At 63.2% G+C, this 20290-nt stretch carries 17 protein-coding genes; 6 read left to right on the top strand and 11 right to left on the bottom strand.

The window, feature by feature from the left end:
* Positions 1 to 23: 23 nt before the first annotated feature.
* Positions 24 to 863 carry a tRNA (adenine-N1)-methyltransferase gene (locus tag AB4Z42_RS16160; protein WP_442010207.1) on the top strand — a complete coding sequence of 280 codons (840 nt, stop codon included), beginning with the start codon at positions 24 to 26 and terminating at the stop codon, positions 861 to 863.
* Here AB4Z42_RS16160 and AB4Z42_RS16165 read toward each other — a convergent pair.
* From AB4Z42_RS16165 to AB4Z42_RS16175, 3 genes are read right to left on the bottom strand one after another with little or no spacing between them, the layout of a single operon-like run.
* Positions 860 to 1156, bottom strand: a complete 297-nt coding sequence (locus tag AB4Z42_RS16165; protein ID WP_442010208.1) for a DUF503 domain-containing protein — start codon at positions 1154 to 1156, stop codon at positions 860 to 862. The genes AB4Z42_RS16160 and AB4Z42_RS16165 overlap by 4 nt on opposite strands.
* 12 nt (positions 1157 to 1168) lie before the next feature.
* A complete protein-coding gene (locus AB4Z42_RS16170) occupies positions 1169 to 1738 on the bottom strand; it encodes a hypothetical protein (protein WP_442010209.1) in 570 nt (189 codons plus the stop codon).
* Between the two features lie 28 nt (positions 1739 to 1766).
* Complete coding sequence (locus AB4Z42_RS16175; RefSeq protein ID WP_442010210.1) at positions 1767 to 2258, bottom strand: hypothetical protein; 492 nt, start codon at positions 2256 to 2258, stop codon at positions 1767 to 1769.
* Between the two features lie 146 nt (positions 2259 to 2404).
* On the opposite strand from AB4Z42_RS16175, the gene arc reads away from it, so the two are divergent.
* Positions 2405 to 4240, top strand: coding sequence for a proteasome ATPase (gene arc, locus AB4Z42_RS16180; protein WP_442010211.1), 1836 nt, complete (start codon positions 2405 to 2407; stop codon positions 4238 to 4240).
* A 27-nt stretch (positions 4241 to 4267) separates the two neighbouring features.
* Here arc and AB4Z42_RS16185 read toward each other — a convergent pair whose 3' ends face one another.
* Positions 4268 to 4528, bottom strand: coding sequence for a DUF732 domain-containing protein (locus tag AB4Z42_RS16185; RefSeq protein ID WP_442010212.1), 261 nt, complete (start codon positions 4526 to 4528; stop codon positions 4268 to 4270).
* A gap of 311 nt (positions 4529 to 4839) precedes the next feature.
* On the opposite strand from AB4Z42_RS16185, the gene AB4Z42_RS16190 reads away from it, so the two are divergent.
* Positions 4840 to 5469, top strand: a complete 630-nt coding sequence (locus tag AB4Z42_RS16190; protein WP_442010503.1) for a hypothetical protein — start codon at positions 4840 to 4842, stop codon at positions 5467 to 5469.
* Here the strand turns inward: AB4Z42_RS16190 and AB4Z42_RS16195 are convergent.
* From AB4Z42_RS16195 to AB4Z42_RS16205, 3 genes are all read right to left on the bottom strand, one after another.
* Entirely contained in the window at positions 5442 to 6599 is a 1158-nt protein-coding gene (locus AB4Z42_RS16195) for a hypothetical protein (RefSeq protein ID WP_442010213.1), read from the bottom strand. The genes AB4Z42_RS16190 and AB4Z42_RS16195 overlap by 28 nt on opposite strands.
* A 30-nt stretch (positions 6600 to 6629) precedes the next feature.
* Entirely contained in the window at positions 6630 to 7385 is a 756-nt protein-coding gene (locus AB4Z42_RS16200; protein WP_442010214.1) for a hypothetical protein, read from the bottom strand.
* 204 nt (positions 7386 to 7589) lie between these two features.
* Positions 7590 to 9128 carry an ABC transporter substrate-binding protein gene (locus tag AB4Z42_RS16205; RefSeq protein WP_442010215.1) on the bottom strand — a complete coding sequence of 513 codons (1539 nt, stop codon included), beginning with the start codon at positions 9126 to 9128 and terminating at the stop codon, positions 7590 to 7592.
* A gap of 1536 nt (positions 9129 to 10664) precedes the next feature.
* On the opposite strand from AB4Z42_RS16205, the gene AB4Z42_RS16210 reads away from it, so the two are divergent.
* A complete protein-coding gene (locus AB4Z42_RS16210; protein WP_442010216.1) occupies positions 10665 to 12455 on the top strand; it encodes a pentapeptide repeat-containing protein in 1791 nt (596 codons plus the stop codon).
* 169 nt (positions 12456 to 12624) lie between these two features.
* Positions 12625 to 13434: an endo alpha-1,4 polygalactosaminidase gene (locus tag AB4Z42_RS16215; RefSeq protein ID WP_442010217.1), complete on the top strand. Its 810-nt coding sequence runs from the start codon at positions 12625 to 12627 to the stop codon at positions 13432 to 13434.
* Between the two features lie 192 nt (positions 13435 to 13626).
* Here the strand turns inward: AB4Z42_RS16215 and AB4Z42_RS16220 are convergent, their stop codons facing one another.
* Both AB4Z42_RS16220 and AB4Z42_RS16225 read right to left on the bottom strand, forming a co-directional pair.
* Positions 13627 to 14772 carry an aminotransferase class V-fold PLP-dependent enzyme gene (locus AB4Z42_RS16220; protein ID WP_442010218.1) on the bottom strand — a complete coding sequence of 382 codons (1146 nt, stop codon included), beginning with the start codon at positions 14770 to 14772 and terminating at the stop codon, positions 13627 to 13629.
* A gap of 1 nt (position 14773) precedes the next feature.
* A complete protein-coding gene (locus tag AB4Z42_RS16225; protein ID WP_442010219.1) occupies positions 14774 to 16396 on the bottom strand; it encodes a cation:proton antiporter domain-containing protein in 1623 nt (540 codons plus the stop codon).
* A 163-nt stretch (positions 16397 to 16559) separates the two neighbouring features.
* Here AB4Z42_RS16225 and AB4Z42_RS16230 point away from each other — a divergent pair, with 163 nt between their 5' ends.
* A complete protein-coding gene (locus tag AB4Z42_RS16230) occupies positions 16560 to 16991 on the top strand; it encodes a hypothetical protein (protein ID WP_442010220.1) in 432 nt (143 codons plus the stop codon).
* A gap of 1 nt (position 16992) precedes the next feature.
* On the opposite strand, the gene AB4Z42_RS16235 is transcribed toward AB4Z42_RS16230, so the two are convergent.
* Positions 16993 to 18489 carry a flavin-containing monooxygenase gene (locus AB4Z42_RS16235; protein ID WP_442010221.1) on the bottom strand — a complete coding sequence of 499 codons (1497 nt, stop codon included), beginning with the start codon at positions 18487 to 18489 and terminating at the stop codon, positions 16993 to 16995.
* Positions 18486 to 20273, bottom strand: a complete 1788-nt coding sequence (locus tag AB4Z42_RS16240; protein WP_442010222.1) for a flavin-containing monooxygenase — start codon at positions 20271 to 20273, stop codon at positions 18486 to 18488. The genes AB4Z42_RS16235 and AB4Z42_RS16240 overlap by 4 nt, the downstream gene beginning before the upstream one ends.
* Positions 20274 to 20290: the final 17 nt, after the last annotated feature.

A 20290-nucleotide genomic window follows, 5' to 3' on the forward strand; every position in this document is an offset into this window, starting at 1 on the left:
GTTGACTGGCAGGCTGAACTGCTGTGAACAGGACCGGACCATTCGCCGTCGGTGATCGTGTACAACTCACCGACGCGAAGGGCAGGCACTACACGATGCTGCTGAAACCGGGCGGTGAGTTCCACACCCATCGCGGGATCATCGACCTCGACGCCGTGATCGGCCTGCCCGAGGGCAGCGTGGTCAAATCCACCAACGGCGACCAATTCCTGGTGCTGCGACCGCTGCTGGTCGACTACGTGATGTCGATGCCCCGCGGCGCACAGGTCGTCTACCCGAAGGATGCCGCCCAGATCGTGCACGAGGGAGACATCTTCCCGGGCGCACGCGTCCTGGAGGCCGGTGCCGGCTCGGGCGCGCTGACATGCTCGCTGCTGCGCGCCGTCGGATCCGACGGACAGGTCACCTCCTACGACGTACGCGAGGACCACGCCGAGCATGCGGAGCGCAACGTCACCACGTTCTTCGGCGAGCGCCCGCCCAACTGGACGCTGGTGATCGCGGACGTCGCCGACTATGCGGGTCCCGAGGTCGACCGGGTGGTGCTCGACATGCTGGCGCCGTGGGAGGTGCTCGAACCGGTGGGCAACGCGCTCGTCGCGGGCGGGGTGCTGATGATCTACGTCGCGACCGTGACCCAACTCTCGCGGACGGTCGAGGCATTGCGCGAACAGAAATGCTGGACCGAGCCGCGGGCATGGGAGAGCATGCAGCGCGGGTGGCATGTCGTCGGCCTCGCCGTGCGCCCGCAACACACAATGCGGGGGCACACGGCATTTCTGATCAACGTGCGTAAATTGGCGCCGGGTGCGATCGCGCCCATGCCGCTGCGGCGCAAGCGCCAAATCGGCGGGAGCGTCTAGTCGTCGGTGCTGCGCCGCAGACCCCGCCGGACGGACAACGACTCCATCTCGGGTCGTGATGCCACCAGACGTTCAGCGGCGTCGAGCACCTCGACGAGGTGGGCGCGGTCGGCCGACACCACCGCCATGCCGACGCCCGCACGGCGATGCAATTCTTGGGAGCCGGTTTCGGCGGCCGACACCGCGAACCGGCGCTGCAGCTCGGCGACGACAGGGCGAACGACGGAGCGCTTCTCCTTGAGCGAGTGCACATCGCCGAGCAACAGATCGAATTCGAGCCAACCGATCCACATCGGACATCCCGACTATCGCGGCGGCGCCGGGGGCGCAGTGGTGCTCGGCGGCGCCAGCGGCGCAGTGGTGCTCGGCGTCGGCGGGGTGTCCGCACCCGGTTGCAGCAATTCGTCGGCGGAGCGGCGCGTCAGCTGCCAGGCGTTGTCCGTGAGGATGAACTCCATCGGATACGAGAAGTCGCCGGCCTGCGGGCTTGCGGATTTGAGCGACACCTCGGCCCACACGGTGTCGGAGGACCCTTGAACCCATCGCAGATCCCGGGCCTCGAAGTTGAGCGGGGTGTAGCCGTTCTGGCGCAGCGCCTGGCCGAACTTGTCCATCGCGGCGCCGTCAGCGGGCATAGCGGATTCGATCAGCCCGCTCTTGTCCGCGCCGGGGACGTTGGCATCGGCGATCCGGTTCATCACGTCCGACAGCGCGGTCGGGGGCGGCAGCGGAGCACCGGGCGGGGGCACCGGTTCCTGGACGGGACCAGGCGGGGGCGGTGTCTGGACCGTTGCGTCGGCCGGTTTTTCTTCGCTCTTCGCACTGCATGCGCCAAGCCCGAGCGCCGCCGCAATTGCGGCGGCGCTCAGGATCACGGCACCGGTAGTGCGGCGCATAGGCGGCCTAGCCGACAGCCGACATCAACGCCATGAGCGACTGCTTGGACATCTGCCAGCCGGTGGGGCTCGGGCCGGGAACGAATGCGATGTTCTGGCTCGCGACCCCGCCGTTTGCGGCGGTCGCGGTGACGTCAGCGGTCACCACGGCGCCGTTCTGGTCGATGTTCGCCACGCTGAACGACAGCGGGAACTTGCCTTCGGCCTGCGCCTGGGCCAGCTTCGAGTCGGCGACACGGCCTTCGATCCGGCCGATGCCGCCCTGGATGTACGGCGCCTTGCCGGCGGACGAGCCCGGCCCGCCGAGTGCCTGCAGTGTCTGAAGCAGGGGAGCCTGCAGGTCGGGCGCGGGCGCCTCCGGCATCGGGATGTCCCATACGACCGGGGCAACGCGCGGGGTGTTCATCACATCTTGGGATGCAAGAGACGTCACACCTGCGGCGGCACCGGCGATGGCGACGGCTGCTGCCGCCCCGCTAACGAGGGCTTTCAGGGTCACAATTGTCCTTTCGATGGGCCCAACTCACGAATGAGGTTAACAAGTGTTGCTGGTGTGTCGAATTCCTAGAGCGCACACAAAGGCTGAATCGCCGGTAGCTTTGAAGTTGTTACTGCACCAACATCAGGTGCGGGGAGGGGCGCAACATGAGCGAGTCCGAGCGTTCTGAAGGATTTGGGACACCCCACGAGTCCGGTATGTCCAGCGATGAGGCTGCCGAACTCGAAGAACTGCGCCGCGAAGCGGCCCTCCTGCGCGAGCAAATCGAGAGCGCCGTAGGACCGCAAAGCGGTCTGCGCAGCGCCCGCGATGTGCACCAGCTCGAGGCCAGGATCGACTCGCTCGCAGCCCGCAACGCCAAGCTGATGGAAACCCTCAAGGAAGCGCGGCAGCAGTTGCTGGCGCTGCGTGAGGAGGTCGACCGGCTGGGTCAGCCGCCGAGCGGATACGGCGTGCTGCTGTCGGTTCAGGACGATGAGACCGTCGACGTGTTCACCTCCGGCCGCAAGATGCGGCTGACGTGCTCCCCGAACATCGACACCAAGATTCTGAAGCAAGGACAGACCGTTCGCCTCAACGAGGCACTGACGGTGGTCGAGGCCGGTCACTTCGAGGCCGTCGGCGAGATCAGCACACTGCGGGAAATCCTCTCCGACGGACATCGTGCGCTGGTAGTCGGGCACGCCGACGAAGAGCGCATTGTCTGGCTGGCCGAGCCCCTGGTCGCCGCCGAATTCCTGCCCGAGGACACCGAAGAGTACGACGACGATGACGACAACCGTCCGCGCAAGCTGAGGCCGGGCGACTCGCTTCTGGTCGACACGAAGGCCGGGTATGCGTTCGAGCGCATCCCGAAGGCCGAGGTCGAGGATCTGGTCCTCGAAGAGGTCCCCGACGTGAGCTACAACGACATCGGCGGGCTCGGCAGGCAGATCGAGCAGATCCGCGATGCTGTCGAGTTGCCGTTCCTGCACAAGGAGCTCTACCGGGAGTACTCGCTGCGGCCGCCCAAGGGTGTGCTGCTCTACGGCCCTCCCGGTTGCGGCAAGACGCTGATCGCCAAGGCGGTCGCCAACTCACTGGCCAAGAAGATGGCCGAGGTCCGTGGTGACGACGCCCGCGAGGCGAAGAGCTACTTCCTCAACATCAAGGGCCCCGAGCTGCTGAACAAGTTCGTCGGCGAGACCGAACGCCACATCCGGCTGATCTTCCAGCGCGCCCGTGAAAAGGCGTCCGAGGGCACTCCGGTGATCGTGTTCTTCGACGAGATGGACTCGATCTTCCGTACCCGCGGCACGGGCGTCAGCTCTGACGTGGAAACGACCGTTGTCCCGCAGCTGCTCTCGGAGATCGACGGTGTCGAGGGGCTCGAGAACGTCATCGTGATCGGCGCCTCCAACCGCGAGGACATGATCGACCCGGCGATCCTGCGGCCCGGCCGCCTTGACGTCAAGATCAAGATCGAGCGCCCGGACGCCGAAGCGGCTCAGGACATCTTCTCCAAGTACCTGGTGGAGGAATTGCCCGTGCACGCCGACGATCTCGCCGAGTTCGGCGGCGACCGTCTGGCATGCCTCAAGGCGATGATCGAAAAGGTCGTCGACCGGATGTACGCCGAGATCGACGACAACCGGTTCCTGGAGGTCACCTACGCCAACGGTGACAAGGAAGTCATGTACTTCAAGGACTTCAACTCCGGCGCGATGATCCAGAACGTTGTCGACCGCGCGAAGAAGAACGCGATCAAGGCGGTGCTGGAAACGGGGCAGCCTGGTCTCCGCATCCAGCACCTGCTCGACTCAATCGTCGACGAATTCGCCGAGAACGAAGATCTGCCCAACACCACGAATCCCGATGACTGGGCACGGATTTCGGGCAAGAAGGGCGAGCGGATCGTTTACATCCGCACACTCGTTACCGGGAAGTCGTCGAGCGCCTCACGCGCGATCGACACCGAGTCGAACCTGGGCCAGTACCTGTAGCGGTACTGGGCCAGGTCCAAACTCAGCTCAGCCGCAGAGGTTCGCGGCTGCTGCGTCGTAGAGCACCTGTGCGTGCTCTGCAGTGATGTCGTTGCTGGTGTTCGTGTAGATCGCAACGACCGTGGTGCCCTCGGGGATGCCCGCCGCGATCTCGTTGCATACCGCCTGGCCCATCTGCAGCGCCGCGTCGTTGGGCTCGATGCCACCCGCCTGGACCGCGCTGTAGAACGCGGCGTCATCCGCCAAAGCGGGCGCGGCCACTGCCAGACCAACTGCACCAACTGCCAATGCACCAATTGTGGAAACAAGAAGTCTCTTCATTGTTTGAATCCCTTCACCCTGTGGTCGCATCGCGTTTCCGAGCCTGGGTGTGGTCACGTCGACCACTCGGGTACGTTGCTGCCGCGAAGTTTAAGTTATGAATTCGAGACTTGCCACCGAAATGGTCGTTGTCGTCAATTAAGGCCGGCCGGGGCGGTTGACCTGCACTGACGTCGCTACAGGCAATATGCCCGCACCCCGGCACCCGGCCGGAAGTAACAGTTTGGGTACGCCCGCGCGGCCAGGGGACGTAATTTCGCAATGTGGCTAACTACGATATGCCTTTGATCGGCGACGTATTCGGGAAGCGCTATGGCGAAGTCCTTCTTGTCCAAACCGGAGGATCGGGACCCGAGGCGACCGTGTACAACACATTTCCGCTCAACGACTGCCCGGCCGAACTGTGGGACGAATTGGACGCGACCGCCATCGCCGCGGAGAACGGTGCGGTGGCCGCATTTCTCAACGGACCGCGATATTGGTTGATGAGTGGCATCGGCAAGCGCACCCGGGATGATCTTGAACACCAGACGTTCGGCGGTCTCGAGATGATCAAGCAGGCGACCGTGAAATTGGCGTCGATGAACCCGGCGCCGTACCAGCCGAACCGGGTCGACCGCAAGGCGCTGTTCACCTTCGACGCCGGCCGCGAGATCTATGAACTCGTCGACCCCGACGGTCGGCGCTGGGTCATGCAGACATGGAGCCAGACTGTCGATCGCACGTTGTCACTGGCTGATCTGACGGGGCTGGCAAGCCGCCTTTCGCTGCCCGCCGGTTGGCGCTACGAATCGCGAACGCCGACAAGGACGCTTCGTGTCGACACCACCGACCAGATCGCCACCGTGACGCAGGACGATCTGGCCAACAGCTACTCGCTTCAACCCGATTCAGCCATCTCGAGGTAGGCGTCGCGGCCTGCAAGGCTCACCGCGACGTCGGAGATCAGTGGGTCGAAGAACCGCTCCCGGTAGATCGGATCGACGCTGGTGCTGACGGTGAAGTACAAGCCGGACAGCACAGCCACGAACAGCGACACGTGCACGACGGTCTGCGCTATCGGCACGTGGATGCCGAACCATGTACCCGCACAAGGCGGTACACCGACAGCGCACGTTTCCTCCGACGCCCACAGCACCGCCACATCGTCGGGCACCGCGACGACTCCGAGCGCGACGAAGAACGCGAACAAGCCCGCGGTGAACAACACCACCTGGATAGCCTGCGCAACCACCATCACCGCAACGACATTGACCTGTTCGGCGAACGACAGCGCGGTGCGCGTTGGCGCGTGACCGTCCGCGGTGGCAAGCGGCGTGCCTTCGAGGAGCTTGGCGGGGTCCGTCTGCCCGGCCCGATCATCGCGCAGCGCCTTCACCTCATCGCGGATGGTGGTCACCATGAAGATGATCGCCACGACGGCGAGGAATCCGATGGTCTGCCAGAGTCTCTGGCGGGTCATGCGTGCCGCCAACTGCCACAGTTCGCCGGTGAAGTACACCACGACGGTCAACATCAGCAGCGGCAACGCACGGCTCATCAGGGTGCCGAGAGCGCCTACCTGAAGCCAGGCGAATCTGAAGGCCCACAGCACAATTGACCCGATACCGACGTACGTCAGCCAGATCGCCAGGACTGCCACAACCACGAACCCGACGATCTCGGCCGCGGCGATCCCGGAGAAGCCGCTGTCGGCGAACGGCAGGCCGAAGACGAACAACGCCATCACCAGTAACGCGGCCGAAGTTCGGCCCGCCTCACTGCGCGTCGTTCCCGAGCGGTGAAGCAGATACAGCGCGAACGGCGCGGCGATCAGGAGGGCGGTGAGCACGCCGAGTCGGATCGCGTAGCCGTAGTCCGGGTCGCCGTCGGTCAACTCGCTCAGCGTCATGGTCAGGGCGATCACCGCGCCGATTCCGCTGACCATCGGCGCCGACCGTTCCATCAGCGCACGGGACCGGACCCGACGCGTCAGGACCAGTGGCAGCCCGCGATGGAGAAACCATTCGTGGACGTCCCGCATATCGGACACGCGCATATTGTGCGGTAATCCGCGACCTCGGTTGCGTCAGCGCGCCGGAACGGCGGCCCGATAACGTCCCCGCGCCACCAAAGTGAGCCGCAGGTCGTCGCTCAGCGGGTCGAGGAACATCGTGCGGTATTCACCGTCGCCTGCGGCCCGTGCGCTCACATACATGAACGTCAGGGCGCCCAGGAACATCGTGACGTGAATCAGCGCCTGCGGGACGGGGATCGTCATGCCCAGAAGAATTCCGTCGCTCGACCCGTTTCGAGTCCACGCCGCGAGCACCTCGGGGGATAGCAGGATCAGGCCGAGAACAAAGAAGATCAGGGCGATGACGATGGCGACGACCAGGATGTGTGCGAGCTGCGAAACGGCCAGCACGAACATCACGTTGAGCCGCTCGACACGACTCAACGGCGCAGTCTTCGGGGGATCGGGCATCGCCGAGAACGGTGTGTCGGCCAGTTGTTCATTGCGCCCTTCGGCAGCATCGGGAGCCGCTAGCAGCGGCTTGAACCGGTCGACGGTGACGGCCACGACGAAGGCCGCGGCGGTCAGCGAAAGCAACCCGATCGCGAGCCACATCCGCGTGCGGGTGACGACGCCGGCCATGAGCCACACCGGCGAGTTGAAGAACACCAGAAAGGTCAGGAGCAACACCGGCAGTGCGCGCACCATCAGCGACCCGACGGCCGCGAGATGAGCGAGCGTCGTCCGCACGGTCCAGGACAGGATGGAGCCCAGGCCGCACGCGGTGAGCGCCAGAATGGCCGCCATCACGATCGCCTCGAAACCCATTCAGCGAAGAACGGGGCCCGGGCGTTTTGCGAGAAGTCGATCAGCTGCAGGCGGCGGACTTCGTTGCGGCGTAGGCCCCACCCGTAGAGCGTCTTGAAGGCGACCGCGTCCCTTGTTTGCAGTTGGCTTCGCACCACGACGGGGCAATATCAGGTGTCCGGTCTCAATGTAGTTGGCGGTCAAATCCTCGGAAGCGCTAGCTAGCTACTGCGCTGCTTTGACTGCGAGAGTGTTGAGGTCGGCCGACCCCCAGATCGGTGAAATGCCCACGTTGGTCACGTTTGCGCCGACGACCTCTGGGTCGTTGTTGAGAACCGTGGGTAGGATCGGCCATCCTGTGGTTTGGATTTCGTTGGCGATCTCGACGAAGTTCTTGGCGACTGCGGCAGGTTCCTCCGACGACGACCTCAGCGCCTGCAGTTCCCCGGACAACCTCGGATCGAAGTATTTGGCGTAGTTGGTCGATGCCCAGCTCGTGCCCTCGGTGTTGGGTCCGAGTGTCGGCAGAACAATCGCCGCCGCGGTGGGCCAGTCCCAACACCAGGCGGGGTAGTCGGTCATCTCCGGTGCATCGTCGGCGGATATGACAGCATCGATGTCGTCATCGGAGTGAACGTCGACGATGACCTCCAGTCCGACGGCCTTGAGATTGTCCCGAATCTGGTTGGCCTCGTCCGGGTCGCCGGCAGTGGCCAAGTGCAGCGGGGGCACCGCCTTTCCCCGGAGCAGCTTCTTCGCCGCGTCGGGATCACCGCCGGGGGAGAGCGCGAGGTCCGGTGCGGTAAAGCCGGGAATGTTGGGCGGGATCAGTGAATCGACTACGGGGCCGGACAGATCGCCGCCGTTAGTGGCTTGGATGGCTCGCCGGTCGATCGCGAGTGCAATCGCGTGCCGGACGTCAGGATCCTTGAGTTTCTGCGTATTGATCGCGATGTAGTTGACGCACGGGCCCGGCCCGTCAATGACTCGCGGTTTCACCGAAGCATCGTCGAGCTTCGAATAATTGTCGACCTGCAAGAGGTATCCCAGCGGGACCGCGAAGGCTCTTTCGCCGTCGCCAGAGAGGAGTTGCTGATTGGCCGCCGCCCGGTCGACGTTCAGTTCGATTTGGAATCGGTCGGGATATGCGGGTCGGTTGGGATCGGTTGCAGAGGACCAATTCTCATTGCGGACCAACACGAGAGACTTACCGGGATCGTAGGTCTCGATCTTGTACGGCCCCGATGCGACTGGGCGACTGCCGTAGTCCTGTTTTGTGTCGCGGTCCTTGGGCACTGGTGAGGTGTAGGACAGCGATGTGATCCAGTTCGCGTCGGGCTGGGGCCCGGCGAAGTGAAAGATCAACGTCCTGTCATCAGGGGTCTCAACTGAAGTAAGGTCTTTTTCCGGTGTGGCATAGGGGCTTTCGAATCCTGTTTCGTTCGCCAGCAGGTCAGGCATCCAGGTTGCACCGAGGGGATAGGCGTCACGATCGAAGGAGCGCATGACCCCGTATTTGATGTCCTGCGCGGTGATCGGCCGGCCATCCTCATACTTCAGCCCCGAACGCAGCTTGTAGGTCCAAGTGCGCCCGTCGTCACTCGGAGTCCCCAGGGACTCGGCCAGGTCAGGCTGAATCGACGGGTTTTCGCCCGGGGTGTCCTTTATGAACGTCAACGTGCGATAGATGAGCCGACCCACCGCCATCGAATCGCTCAAATAGTTGTTCGCGGGATCCAACGAAGAAAACTCAGTTGCTGACAACACGTCTACGGTACCGCCCCTGGCGGTGACACCTTTGTCCTTCACACGGACGCTCGAGTCCGCCGATGGTGTTTCGACGCTCGACGATTCGGCCTTGTCACTCTGTTGACTGTTCGACGAGCAGCCGGCCACCGTTAGCGCGGTCGCAGCGATCGCCACGGACAACCTCTTCGATAATCGTTTCAAGCGATTCCCCCCGAATTGTCGCCCGCCCCACGCAGGCAGATACAGCTACTACATAGTAGGTAACCACATGCATGCCGATATCGATAGATATCAGCCAAACTCGCGATACCGCGCTGTCGCTGTCCTTGCTGTCGCAAATTTGATTCCGGTCTTCAAGGCTACCCGGTATCGCACGATTCATCAGATCGTGGCGTGACCACAACCCGAATTTTGGCAGGTGGGCCAGCCAAGGGTGGATAAGAGGAACCGTCGAAGGCGGGGAACGTCGAGATGCGCAGCGACCTTTGAATCGAGTCGTTCGATGAAGCGGGTCGGGGCGTCGACGCCTGGAATTCATTTCGCTGCTGGCAGTCTGAGTACCAACCGCGCCTGAGATGGATTCCAACGCGGGAGCGCTAATTATTGAACATCTGAAGTTGGGGAGCGAGGTATGGGCGCAAGACACTTCGGTCGCAGCTCCGAAGTCTCAGCCAAGCGCGGTGAGAAGGAGTCGAGATCCCATTCCGACGCTGTGCGCCAATGTCGTTGTGTACGAGTCGCAGAGGCGAATGCGTCGTAGTTCCCATAGTGTCTCCACGTTAAGCCAGGCAAACTCTCGGGCCAAGCGCGCGCAGACGTGGAGCTGTCATTTTGGCCCCTTGAACCACCTGCCGCGACGCTATCGGACTCGCATTACATGCGAATAACCCACTTACTACTTGACATAATGTGGCTTATCGGCACTTTATGAACCGGCAGGTACACCCGGTTGCGGTGCACGGACCGCTTCTTGCGCAGTCTGTCGCACCGGTGTCTCGGATGGTGACATGCATCGACCAAGTCAGCACCTACCCGCCCGCAGTCCTCTGTTGTGCGCCGTCGCGGTGGCGGTGACGCGAGTCGTTCGCCGAGTGAATTTTGCCTGAGGCCAGATCCTTGAGTCCGCCTGCTCAAGTCGGCCCTCATCGACCGCTCTTCCCCTCCCGCCCCTACCGGTACGATACGTCACAGTGACGAATTACCTTGTGCTACTGGTCTATTAGAGGTTTGGCATCCTGTCGGGATCTCTGGTCGCAGCTCGTTTACGAGCACGTTGGCGTCGCGGCGGTCTTGACCACAACAGCCGCGCTGCTCGCGGTCACGCTCGTCGGCAATGCTCGGTCGCGGTAGTGCGGTCCGCTCCGAGCAACCCCGACGTCCACTGAATAGCATTACGTGCAGTAGGTCGCCGATGACGTGTCACGGTGAAACGCCTGCTTATCGCGCTACACGTTGTGGTCGGTGCTCTCGCCCTCGCGACCTTTTGTCCCGCACCTGATCCAGACGTCGAAACGGTCCGTCGCCCGCCTCAACTGAGGCATGCTTTTCGACGTGCAAGAGTTTGAGCCGCTCACTGCCGCTGAGCAAAAGCTCGTAGAAGCGGCGGCGCGTGGAGAGTTCTGCGAATTCCTCGGCACGGATGGCCATGGCGTCGGTGGCGTTGCCGGGTCCGACGGCGACGGCTGTATCCGGTCAGCAGTGTTACGAGCGCTGCTCTCCGGGTCTGGCAATCCATGGGGCGTCGACGCTGGGACGCCGATATACATCCGCGGCGCACTTATATCGGGCCGCCTTGGTGATTTTCACGGGGCTGAGCTGCCACAGATTCGGTTGGAGTCTTGCAGGTTTGATGACGACATCGACTTCACCGCCGCCATTTTTGCCGGCGAGGTTCGCATTTTATCGTCGACATTTGAGAAATGCGCCACCTTTGCCGAGACGATATTCGCGCGCGGTGCTTGGTTCGATGGCGCCGCCTTCACCGGAGATGCCAGGTTCGACGGCGCGATCTTCACCGGCAAGGCCCACTTTGATAGGGCTTCCTTCCGCTGTGACGCGTGGTTCGACGAAGCGACCTTCACCAGGGACGCCACGTTCGACCGGACAACTTTCAGCGGCGAAGCCTGCTTCACACAGGCCGTCGCGCGGCATATTTCATTTTCACGGGCCGTCTTTGTGCAGCCCGACCCAGGACCGTGGGTCGCCGCCACCGTCTCATTGGAGAAGGCGCAATTGATGGTTAGGGGTCGCATCTCTATCACCGCGACCGAGGTCAACGCTTCCCGATTGCAAGCCAGAGAGGGCGCGTACCTGGCACTGCATTGTGACCGCGTCGATTTGAGCGCTTCGGAGTTATTGCGCGGCAGTATCTTTACCAGTGCGCCGCCCATGGAGGTGGTGCCGATCCGTATCCCCCCTTCGACTGCCCAATCCCAACCTGAATCGACTGCGCAAGCGGCTACTGCGGCGGCCGCCAAATTCAGAAGCGAGCTCGCCGACGAGTTATCCGGACTGCCATCTCGATGCCGGTTGACCTCGCTGGCCCGGGCTGACATTCGTGGATTGGTCGTATCTGACGTTGCGCTGGACGACTGCGAGTTCGCGCTGGCTCATGGCCTCGACGAGCTTCGAATCGGTGCTGGATGCTCGTTCCAGCACACCAATGGTCTGTGGCATCGGCGACCAATGGTCCGCCGTGTCGTGATCGCTGAGGAACTTGATTGGCGGCGACACCACATGGGTCGCCGCGACAAGGCCTCTCGTCGTGGGTTCGTACCTGCGCCAGAAATCGCCGGCATCTACCGCGATCTCCGAAAAGGTATGGAGGACGCGAAGAACGAACCGGGCGCCGCCGACTTCTACTACGGCGAGATGGAGATGCGCCGACTCGCTGGTCGCAAGCCCACAGGGCTGGCAGATACGATGCAATTGCCATCTTCGTGGGTGGAACGCGCAGTCCTATATGGGTACTGGATCGTGTCCGGATACAGTTCGCGCACAACCCGCGCCCTGATCGCCCTTGCTCTCGTCATTTTCAGTGCAGCGCTGCTGTACACCACGCCCGGCTTTGCAACGGTCACACCACCACCCGCTCAGATCGCAACGATAGACCCGATCGGCGGGCAGGTCACCTATACCTCTCCGCCACCACCCGTAGGACCGACGTTCGGTGTTGCACTCGACTACGCCGCGCGCGAGAGCGTCTCGCTGCTGGAGGGCTCTGGTACCTCACTCATCACAACGAAATGGCCCGGTGATCTTGTGAATGCCATCGTTCGCCTCGCCGGACCCATCCTCCTGGCCTTCGCCATTTTCGCACTGCGGTCGCGAACCAAACGCTGATCGTGGACGGTCGAAAGTCACTCCCTCGCCCGGACCGGCGTATCACCTCAATATGTCACTGTGACGAAGTAGCTTGGGCTGCAGGGCTGTTGGAGATCAATTGATGTCGCACCGATCGCCGGTATCGCCAGCCTGGCGCCCGCATCCGAGAGGTATCAGAGTGGGACGCATGCCTATCGCGCCACGCCTTCTGTACGGCGCGCTCGCTCTCACGACCATCGCTGCGTGCAGCGGCGTTGACGGAGCAGGCGAATCGAACGCAACGGTGTGGCGACCGCCTGTCGGCACGACATGGCAGTGGCAGCTGTCGGGCTTGCCTATCGACACGTCGTTTGACGTCGCCGCCTACGACGTCGATCTGTTCACCACGACCGACGAAGAACTGGCGACGCTGAAAGCCGATGGTCGCAAAGTCATCTGCTACTTCAGCGCCGGCAGCTGGGAAGGATTCCGCCCCGACGTCTCCGACTTACCTGCGGCGGTCAAGGGCGGCCCTCTCGATACCCCTTTTCAAGACGAACTGTGGCTCGACGTACGCAGCACTGAGGTTCGCACGCTCATGCAGCGACGGCTCGATCTCGCGGCGGCGCGCGGCTGCGACGGTGTGGAGCCCGACAACGTCGACGGCTTCGGCAACGACACCGGCTTCGAGCTGACGTCGGCCGATCAACTCGACTACAACCGCTTCATCGCGGCTGAAGCCCATGCGCGTGGTCTGTCAGTGGGACTCAAGAACAACGTCGACCAGCTCGCCGATCTCGTGCCTGACTTCGACTGGGCCCTCAATGAGGAATGCTTCACGTTCAACGAGTGCACGCAATATCAAGACAACTTCCTGGCCGCGAATAAGGCTGTGTTCCATGCCGAATACGTGAACCCCGACCAGCTCGCTGCGATGTGCGCGGTGACCAAGCCGCTCGGCCTCTCGACGCTCATCAAGAATATTCGGCTCGACGCTTTCCAACTCCCCTGTCCGTAGCTCGTCTGATCGGAACAGCCGCATCCTCCCAATGATGCTGTCCCATAGCGGGTTATGTCACAGTGACGCATCGGATGTGTCGCCGCGGCGGATCGTACGAACGACAGCGGTTAGACGGCCAACACCCATCCTCACCGGCTGGTCATAATTCGGTGCTGTGATGAAAAAGCATGGAGCACAGCGGGATTGAGTCTAAATCGTGGTCAGGATCTCGACAAGTCTGTCGATATCGGCGATTGTGGTGTGCAGGTGGGGTGCGATTCTCAGGGACGATCCACGGAGCGCCGCATAGCAATTGGCGTCCTCCAGGGCCGGGATGATGACGCGTCGCTTCGATTCAGGTATCTGAACGCCGAGCATGTGCGGACTGCGAAGCCCCGCCGGTGTGGGCTCTAAACGCGTGCTGCTGAGGCTGTCTGCGATCTGTGTGGTGATTCGCTCCAGAGAACTCGCGATACGTCCCACACCCCAGTCAAGGATCTGCTCGAGCGCCGCGATGGCCATCGGGGTCAACTCGAAGCAGGTTCGCTGACCGACGTCGAAGCGACGCGCACCAGGCTGGTAGTCGTCGCGGTAGTCGACCAGGCGAGCGAAGTCCTCCGAGTCGACCCGCGAGATCCAGTTCTCCTCAACCGGCTCTGCGCCCCGGTGCGGCTCGGCGATCCACATGTAGCCACGGCCGAAAGGGCCAAGCAGCCACTTGTAGCCAACACTGATCACGAAATCCGGGCGAAGCTCGTCGACATCCAGTGGCAACGCACCCACCGATTGGCTGCCATCGATCACCAACAGCGCGCCGACGTCATGGGCGGCGCCGGCGATGCGGACTAGGTCGATCAACGTGCCGTCGGTCCAATGCACGTTGGGCACACTCACCACAGCTACCGTCTCGTCAATCGCGGCGAGAACTGCTTTCGTCCAATCGTGGTCGGGTCGTCCTGCCACCGTGAGGATTTCGGCACCCGTATGGCGTGCAGCCCGTCGCCAGGTGTAGATCCCCGACGGGTACTCCTCGGCGAGCACGAGAACGCGCCGTCCTGCGGAGAGGTTGGCGCACTGGGCGGCGACGGTGAACCCGTAGCTTGTTGCGGGAATCAACGCGACACCGTCTGCGTCGCCACCGATCAGCCGACCAAACAAGCCGCGCAGATGTTCGACATCTGTGAACCAATCTTCGGGCGTGATCGTCCAGGGCCTGCCTCGTTGATCAAGAGCCGCCTCGCCGGCGGCGCGGACCGCGTGCAGGTGCGGCGCGAGGTTGGCGGTGTTGAAGTAGGCGATCTCGTCGGGGACCGCGAACAGTTCCCGCTGCGCAGGCAGCCGTTCCGGCAGATTCATGTCAAAACTCCCCTGTGGGCACGTCGTCGGACCGTGGAACCGGCCCGCGGGGTGCTTCGTCGTCGGACACCTGATCGGCCAACTCGAGGCCTGCGCCGGCGTAGACATTGAAGGCGATGTCCACACCGTGTTCCTTGGCCCACTGGACTTCATCGTCGTATCTGGCGACCGCCGCGATCTTGCCGCTGAAGCCGGACTCACGCAGACACGCGAGTGCGGTGACATTGGCCCCGTGACGCGGCATGGCCAGCACGGCGATACGCACTGACTCGGAGTGACGTAGTTGGTGCCAGAAATCCAGGTCGGTGGCGTCACCCTCGATGACCCGCAGGCCGTCGTCCGCGAGCCGTTGGATTCGGGGTCCGTCGAAGTCGACACCGACTACCCGAAGACCGTAGTGATCGGTCATTCGCTGGTAAGCGGCGTATCCGACACGGCCCATGCCGATCACCACGACCTCTGCGTCGCCGGCGTCACCGGGGCGTTCCTCGGGGTGCAGGCTGTTCTCGTCCTGAGCGGGCAACCGCGCCGCGATCTTTTCCACCATCAGGTGTCCGCGACCGTTCACCAGTGCCGAGAGGACGAAGCTGATGGCCACGGCGATCGACATCTCGACCAGCCAGGCTTGCTCCAGCAGCCCCGCCGAGACTCCGACCGACACCACGATCAAGCCGAACTCGGAGTAGTTCATCAAGCCGAGCCCAGCGAGCAAGGCGGTGCGATATCGCAGTTTCATGCGCGACAGCAGGATCACATACCAGCCGGCCTTGAACGGCAGAAGCAGCACCATCACCAGCGCGACGCCGATCGTGGGCAGATCGGGCAGGCCGGTGAGGCCGATCGATACGAAAAACCCCACGAGCAGCAGTTCCTTGATGTGGAACAACGAGCGTGACAGCTCGGAGGACGCCGAATGCGACGCCAGCAGCACGCCGATGATCAGGGCACCGAGGTCACCCTTCAGCCCGACCGCGGAGAACAGCGCGTACCCGGGCACCAACGCCATCACGATCCCGAAGAGCGACTGCATCTCCCCGTGGCCCAAGCGACTCCAGATCTTGCGGACGAGTCGGGTCAGCGGCCACAGCAGCACCAGCGTGAATGCCCACGGGCTGGGCAGGTGACCGCTGGTTGCGGTCAGAAAGACCACCGCGACGATGTCCTGCATGACCAGGATGCCGATTGCGACGCGGCCGTACAGCGCATGCGATTCACCCCGCTCCTCCAGCACCTTGACCACGAACACCGTGCTGGAGAACGACAGCGCGAAGGCGAGCAGGGCGATCGTTTGCGTGCTCTGGCCGGACAGCATGGACACCCCCGCCACGGCGGCCAGCCATAAGGCGACACTGCCGAGAACGACGCTGACCAGCATGTGCACCGATGTGGTCAGCCATACCTCGCGGCGCAGCAGGATGCGAACGTTGAGCTTGAGTCCGATCGCGAAGAGCAACAGCGTGACGCCCAGATCGGCCAGCACGTCCAGTTGCGGTAAGTCCTCGACGTTGAGGGCATTGATGACGAATCCCGCCGCCAGGAACCCGACCAGAGGAGGAAGACGCAGCGCCATCGCGAGGCCGCCGAGACCGAATGTGATGACGAGATAGACGGCGACGACTGTCACGCGCGGCCCCTTGCTGTCGGCGAAAGTTGTACAAGTATCTCGGCAAACGCCGGAATCTTCATGTCCATCGGTAATGGCACTGCACCGCAGGCGAATACGAAAAGACGACACGCCTATCGGTCAAAGCATGGAAAGTCGCATCGACGTGCGGGACAGTTAACAGATGGCGAGCAAGGTTCCCACACCGAAAGACATCATGGCCGCCGCGCAAGCAGCCGCCGAGACTGCGCAGGCGGCGGCGCGGGAGGCGGCGGAGACCGCGCAGTCCGCCGCAGGGGCGGCGTTGCGTATTCCACCCGCGTCGATACAACTCGCGGCTCAGTTGCCCGATTTGATCGAGAATCTGGCGATTGCGACCGAGCGATTGAACACGGCGATCGACCGCGCCGAACGCTACCTCGCGCTCGCTGACCCGATGATCCGGACGATGGACGCGGTCTTGCCTCAACTCGAAGCTCTCGTCGCGACGGGCAACGAGGTTTACGGCGCCGTGTCGTCGCTACCCGGTGTCTCCACCCTGAGCCGTCTGGCCACTCGTGGATCAGCCCCTGCCGCCGAGAAGCCACCGAGAAGGCGCTCAACTCCGAAGAAGTGATTCAGGTCTGGTGACGCCAGTCTCGTGACCGGATGCGCCACGTCGCCTTCGCGTAGTCCAGTTCGGAGTGCGGCCACTGCGTGACGATCCGACCGGTCGGCGATCGGTAGTAGCTGTCGCATTGCGTCCATATGGTCCGCTCCAGCTCCGCAGAAATCTGTTCGTTGAACCGAGATTCGACCTCGGGTCGCACGCTGAGGTAACCACCCCGGCGGGCCAGCCGACTCACCGCACTGGCCACCATGCGCGCACCGGCCTCCAGGATGTAGATGATCGAGTTCGCACCCTGGTTGGTGTTGGGTCCATACAGCATGAAGAAGTTGGGAAACCCGCTCACGGCGACGCCAAGATACGCCCGGGGATCCAATCCCCACAGGTTGTGCAAGCTCTGACCGCCGACCCCGACCACCTCGAGATCCGACAGGTAGCTACTGGTCTCGAATCCCGTCGCCAGCACGATGGCATCGACCTCGACACGACCACCCTCGGTGACGACCGCTGTCTCAGTGACCCGCTCGATCGGATCCGTCACGAGATCGACGTGCGGCTCTTGCAATGCCGTGTAGTACTTTTCGCCGAGCAGCACACGCTTGCAGCGGAACGGGTAGCGAGGAGTCAACGCGTCGCGCATCGCCTCGTCCTCGACATGGCGGCGCAGAAAGTTCTCCGACAACTCCTGAACGACCGCCATCCTCGGATGATCGGGTGTCAGCGCCGTGTTGTCGTGCTGCATCTTCCACAGCCGCCACCGCTCACGCAGAGCGGCCCACGGGATACGGCGGAATCGGGCGAGCTCGTCACTCCCGTAGGGCCGGTCCTCCTTTGGCACCATCCACGGTGGCGTCCGCTGAAACACAGTCAGCGCTGCGGCCGTGGCGGCGACTTCGGGGATGACCTGCACGCCACTTGCCCCGGTGCCGACGACGGCCACACGCTTGCCGGTCAGGTCGACGCTCGCGTCCCACTGCGCGGTGTGCATCAGTGTGCCCGAAAACTCCGTGATGCCCTCGATGTCGGGATACCGTGCGGCGCCGAACAACCCGACGGCGCTGACGACGACGTCCGCGACGAGGCGGCGGCCGTCGGTCAGTTCGACGTCCCAGTGCGCTTCGGTTTCGTTCCAGATGAGCCTCCGCACGTTGGTGCCGAGCATCAGGTGTCGACGTAGGTCGAAGTCGTCAGCGACGGACTCGAGGTACGCAAGGATCTCGGGCTGATAGGCGTAGGTGCGGGTCCAGTTGCGGTTGGGAGCGAACGAAAACGAGTACAGGTGACTCTGGATGTCGCACGCAGCACCCGGATAGGTGTTCTGCCGCCAGGTGCCACCGACACCGTCGGAGCGTTCGACTATCGACAGATCGTCGATACCTTTGCGGCGCAAAGCGACCGCCGCGGCGAGTCCGCCGAATCCGGCCCCGATGACCACCACACGCGGTGACCTGCCGCGGCGAGTGAGTGCCCGAACACGACCGGTGAGGTATCGGCCGCGCCTCGTCATCGATGGATACCTGTGCGGATCTCAAAACCTTCCGGTGCGCCGCCCGCCCGAGATGCCTCGAGGATGTCGGCGTATTCGGTTGGCGTGCCGAAGAAGAAGCTGCCCTGACGCGTCTTCGCGTTCGCCTGGCCTTCGCGGTTGTAGTAGCCCGGGGTGCAGGATTTGGCCCGGTCTGCGCTCGCCGCCGACCGTGCGACGATCGTGTCGACCCACGCCGACTGGGCGTCTGCCGACGCCTCCAACTCGGTGACGTCATTGGCGAGTGCCCACGCGATCACTTCGGCAGTGTGACGCGCTTGCACGTCAAGGAGATATGGGAAGTTCACGGTGAACCCGGACTGCGCGATGGACAGGATGAAGCAGTTCGGGAATCCGTTGACCGAGAGGCCGTGCAGGGTTCGTACTCCGTCTCGCCATGTGTCGGAGAGCGTGGCCGCATCCCGGCCGATGATCTCGAAGCCGGTGCGTCGCGAGTAGTCGGTGCCGACCTCGAAGCCGGTGGCGAAGATCAGGCAGTCGACGCCGTACTCGGTGCCGTCGACGACGACGCCATCGCGGGTGATGCGCTCAACGCCCTTGCCTTTCGTGTCGACGAGTCTCACGTTGTGCCGGTTGAAGGTCTGCAGATAGTCGTCGTGAAAGCAGGGTCGCTTGCAGAAGTAGCCATACCAGGGTTTGAGCGCCTCGGCGGTGGCGGGGTCGTTCACTATCGAATCGACGCGGGCGCGGATCTCGTCCATCTTCGCGAAGTCAGCCATTTCCACTGCGCGCAAACGCTCTTCGTCGGACATCCCTTCGACGGATCTCTGCCGCATCACGAACAGCTTCTTGACGATGCTCGTCCACGCGTCGTCGACCAGATCCTCGTCGGCCTCACCGCCCGCCGTGAGCAGCTGGAAGTTCTCGATGCGGCGACGCTGCCATCCGTCGTACAGCGACTCCGACCACGCCGGATCGGTCGGCCGGTTGCCACGCACGTCGACGGTCGACGGCGTGCGCTGAAAGACGAGCAGTTGTTTGACGGCTTTGGCGATGTGCGGAACGCACTGGATGGCGGTGGCACCCGTTCCGATGATTCCAACCCTCTTGTCTACGAGCTTGGACAGATCGGAACCGGTGTAGTCGTAGTCCCATCGACTGGTGTGGAATGTGTGCCCTTGGAAGGCCATGATCCCTTCGATGCCAGGGAGTTTCGGCTTCTGCAGGTATCCGTTGGCCATCGCGACGAAACGTGCGCGGATGGTGTCGCCGTGGTTGGTGGCGATGATCCAGCGCAGAAGGTCTGGGTCCCAGCGGATCTCATGTACCTCGGTCTGCAGGCAGATGTCGCGGTACAGGTCGTAATGCTCCGCGATGCTCTTGCAGTGCGCGAAGATCTCGGGGCCCTTCGCGTACTTCTCGGTCGGGACATAGCCCAACTCTTCGAGCAGCGGCATGTACACATAGGACTCGACGTCGCAGGCGATGCCCGGGTATCGATTCCAGTACCAGGTCCCTCCCACATCGGCGGCCTTGTCGATCAGCCGGATGCTCTGCACGCCCAGTTCTCGCAACCGGGCGGCGGTGAGAAGCCCACCGAAACCGGCGCCGATGATCGCGACGTCGACCTCGTCTGACAGCGGGGCGCGGGTGAAGCCCGGATCGGACCACGGATCTTTCGCGAAGTCGGCGAACGGACCTGAGATCTCGACGTACTGCGCAATGCCGTCGGGCCGCAATCGGCGATCCCGCTCGACCGCGTATTTCTCCCGCAGAGCATCTACGTCGATCGCCACCCCCGGCATCTTGCCGCGAAACCGGG

It is taken from the genome of Mycobacterium sp. 2YAF39 (genome assembly GCF_052114565.1).
Classification (GTDB): Bacteria; Actinomycetota; Actinomycetes; order Mycobacteriales; family Mycobacteriaceae; genus Mycobacterium.